This is a genomic window from Parolsenella sp. (assembly GCF_982402205.1).
This window is the reverse complement of record NZ_CEVYAT010000171.1, coordinates 1-2,967: the sequence shown is the minus strand read 5'-3', so window position 1 is coordinate 2,967 and position 2,967 is coordinate 1. Positions and strand designations below refer to the sequence as shown.

5 protein-coding genes are annotated in these 2,967 nt (G+C 67.3%); 4 read left to right on the top strand and 1 reads right to left on the bottom strand.

Features of this window, described 5'->3' with window-relative positions:
* Window positions 1–192 precede the first annotated feature (192 nt).
* Entirely contained in the window at window positions 193–357 is a 165-nt protein-coding gene (locus AC1VTH_RS07635) for a hypothetical protein (protein WP_481335541.1), read from the bottom strand.
* 246 nt (window positions 358–603) lie between these two features.
* Between AC1VTH_RS07635 and AC1VTH_RS07630 the strand changes: the two genes are divergently transcribed.
* The 4 genes from AC1VTH_RS07630 to AC1VTH_RS07615 form a co-directional block, all read left to right on the top strand.
* A complete protein-coding gene (locus tag AC1VTH_RS07630; RefSeq protein WP_293824812.1) occupies window positions 604–912 on the top strand; it encodes a thiamine-binding protein in 309 nt (102 codons plus the stop codon).
* 4 nt (window positions 913–916) lie between these two features.
* Window positions 917–1,687: an ABC transporter permease gene (locus AC1VTH_RS07625; RefSeq protein ID WP_481335540.1), complete on the top strand. Its 771-nt coding sequence runs from the start codon at window positions 917–919 to the stop codon at window positions 1,685–1,687.
* On the top strand, window positions 1,687–2,736 hold the full coding sequence (locus tag AC1VTH_RS07620; RefSeq protein WP_293672992.1) for an ABC transporter substrate-binding protein: 1,050 nt from the start codon (window positions 1,687–1,689) through the stop codon (window positions 2,734–2,736). The genes AC1VTH_RS07625 and AC1VTH_RS07620 overlap by 1 nt, the downstream gene beginning before the upstream one ends.
* Before the next feature lie 2 nt (window positions 2,737–2,738).
* The coding region (locus AC1VTH_RS07615; RefSeq protein ID WP_481335539.1) for an ATP-binding cassette domain-containing protein at window positions 2,739–2,967 on the top strand (229 nt) is incomplete at its 3' end.

Here is a 2,967-nt window from a genome sequence, read left to right as displayed (position 1 = left end):
AGCTGGCCCACGTAGGCGCTGGGGTCGCACTCCTCGATCTGGGCGTCGCAGGTGGCCGCTATGTTGCGTTGCTCAAGCTATTCCACAATATGGGTGCCCGCGGCCCGTGATATGGGCGAATGGCGCCAAGCCACAACCATGCCGCGCCGTTTGTGTCATGGTGCTGGCGGGCGCTGGGTGGGGAGGGGCCGGCTAGCCGCGCTTGGAGCCCTGGCGACGGATGCCGCCCTTGTGGCCGCAGGCCTTGTTGGGGCCGATGCCTGCGCCCCGGACGGGCCCGCCAAACGCCTGCCGCCCGCCGCGCTGCTGCTTGGGCGGCAGCGGTATCGCGCGACGCCTCTCGCTGTTCTCGGACATGGTGCCTCCTTGCCGCGTGGAGCCTCCACGGTACCACGGCGCGGGGCCTGTCTCTTCTTATGTAAACGTGCTAGACTGGGCCGCGATCTAAAGGGGAGCTGGCGGCACGCCGGCTGAGAGGGGCCCATCCCGGTCCGACCCTTGACCTGATCTGGGTAATGCCAGCGTAGGGACCCCAAACGTGCGCGTATGAGGCTCCCGCCAATGGCGAGGGCCTTTTTGGTCCTCGCGGAAAGCGAGGTTTGCATGGAATGTAGCGTAGCCATCCAGGTGCTGCCGATGGACTCGGCCACCGACGAGGACACGATCCGCGTCGTCGATGCCGTGATCGCCAAGATCCAGGAGTACGACGTCAACCCCTACGTGGGCCCGTTCGAGACGGCCATCGAGGGTGATTACGACACCTGCATGGAGGTCCTGCGCCAGTGCCAGCTCACCGCCGTCGAGGCGGGGTGCGGCCAGGTCATGACCTACGCCAAGATCAACTATAAGCCGGGCGGGGCCGTGCTCTCGACCGAGAAGAAGGTTGGCAAGTACCACGAGCAGGAGCAGTAGGGCCATGGCTCGTCGCACGCCCGCCCGCTGGGTTGCCCCCACCGTCACGCTCGTGGCGCTTGTCGCCCTCTGGCAGCTCGTCTGCTCGGTGGGCCTCGTTCCCAGCTATCTGCTGCCCAGCCCGGTGCAGGTGGTCGAGGCCCTCGTGGCAGACCTGCCCCTGCTGCTGAGCCACTCGGTCACCACCATTGCCGAGACCGTCATCGGCCTTGCCCTGGGCGTTGCCGTGGGCTTCGCGGTGGCGGTGCTGATGGACCGCTTCGAGGTGGTCTACCGGGCGCTCGATCCCATCGTGACTGTCTCGCAGACGATCCCCACCGTGGCCATCGCGCCGCTGCTCGTGCTGTGGTTTGGCTACGGGCTCATGCCTAAGGTGCTGCTCGTGGTGCTGGGGACGTTCTTTCCCGTGACCGTGTCGCTCGCGAGCGGCTTCAGGAGCGTCGACCCCGACGCCATCGATCTCATGCGCTCGATGGGTGCCAGTCGCGCGCAGATATTTCGCTATGCCAAGCTGCCCGCCGCCATGGGGCAGTTCTTCGCGGGTCTGCGCATCAGCGCCACCTACGCGGTGGTGGGTGCCGTGGTCTCCGAGTGGCTCGGCGGCTTCGTGGGCCTGGGCGTCTACATGACGCGCGTGCGCAAGTCCTACTCGTACGACAAGATGTTCGCCGTGATCCTTATCATCTCGGCACTGTCGCTCGCGCTCATGGGCCTCGTTTCGGCCCTGCGCCGTGCGTGCATGCCGTGGGAGAGGGTAGAGAGGAAAGACCAGTAATGACTATGAACAAGCTCGTCTCGCGCCGCGGCTTCGTTGCCGGCGCTGCCGCCGTCTGCGCCGCCGGCCTTGCCGGATGCGGCGCCTCGGGTGCCGCCGCCCCCGCGACCGACGCCGCCTCCACCGACGCCGCCGCGACGTCGGGTGACCTCACCAAGCTCACCTTCGTGCTCGACTACACGCCCAACACCAACCACTCGGGCGTCTATGTGGCCATCGCCAAGGGCTACTACGCCGATGAGGGCCTCGAGGTCGAGGTCGTCCAGCCGCCCGAGGACGGTGCCGACGCCCTGGTGGGTACCGGCAAGGCCCAGGTTGGCATGAGCTACCAGGACGTCATGGCCAACTACCTTGGCTCCGATGACCAGCTGCCCGTGACGGCCATCGCCGCCACCATCCAGCACAACACCTCGGGCATCATGAGCCGCGCCGGCGACGGCATCACGCGCCCCAAGGGCATGGAGGGCAAGCGCTACGGCACCTGGGACCAGGACGTCGAGAAGGCCATCATCAAGAGCGTCGTCGAGACCGACGGCGGCGACTTCTCCAAGGTCGAGCTCGTGCCGAGCGGCGACGAGGTGAGCGGCCTCAAGGCCAACCAGTTCGACTGCGTGTGGGGCTACGAGGGCTGGGGCCTGCAGAACGCCAAGGTCCAGGACTACCCCTGCGACTACTTCTCGTTCCGCAGCATCGACTCAACGTTTGACTACTACACGCCAGTCGTCGTCGCGAACAATGACTTCCTCGCCCAGCAGCCCGAGGTGGCCCGCGCCTTCCTGCGCGCCACGAAGAAGGGCTACGAGTACTGCGTGACCAACCCCGACGACGCCGCCCAGATCCTGTGCGACGCCGCCCCCGAGACCGACGCCGAGCTCGCGAAGGCCAGCGCCGAGTACCTCGCCGACCAGTACACGGCCGACGCCTCGAGCTGGGGCATCATCGACCCGCAGCGCTGGGCCGCGTTCTACACCTGGATGAACGACAACCAGCTCACCCCCGTTGCGCTCGACGTCAACGGCGGCTTTAGCATGGACTACCTGGAGCAGTAGAGATGGATCTTCGAGGCACGCAGAAGGTCGTCACGGCTGGCGCGGGCGGCGCGGCCGGCGCTGCGGACGGACGCGAGCCCGCGCTCGTCGTGCGCGGCCTGACCCTTGCCTGGACCGACGGCACTTCGCCCACGGTGGCCGACGTGTCGCTCGAGCTCGCGCCGGGCGAGATGGTGTGTCTCGTGGGGCGTTCGGGCTGCGGCAAGTCGACGCTGTTCCACGGCATGGCGG

Coding starts and splice junctions, on each gene's coding strand:
- AC1VTH_RS07635 (WP_481335541.1), bottom strand. CDS start 357: ATGTCCGAGAACAGCGAGAGGCGTCGCGCGATACCGCTGCCGCCCAAG.
- AC1VTH_RS07630 (WP_293824812.1), top strand. CDS start 604: ATGGAATGTAGCGTAGCCATCCAGGTGCTGCCGATGGACTCGGCCACC.
- AC1VTH_RS07620 (WP_293672992.1), top strand. CDS start 1,687: ATGACTATGAACAAGCTCGTCTCGCGCCGCGGCTTCGTTGCCGGCGCT.
- AC1VTH_RS07625 (WP_481335540.1), top strand. CDS start 917: ATGGCTCGTCGCACGCCCGCCCGCTGGGTTGCCCCCACCGTCACGCTC.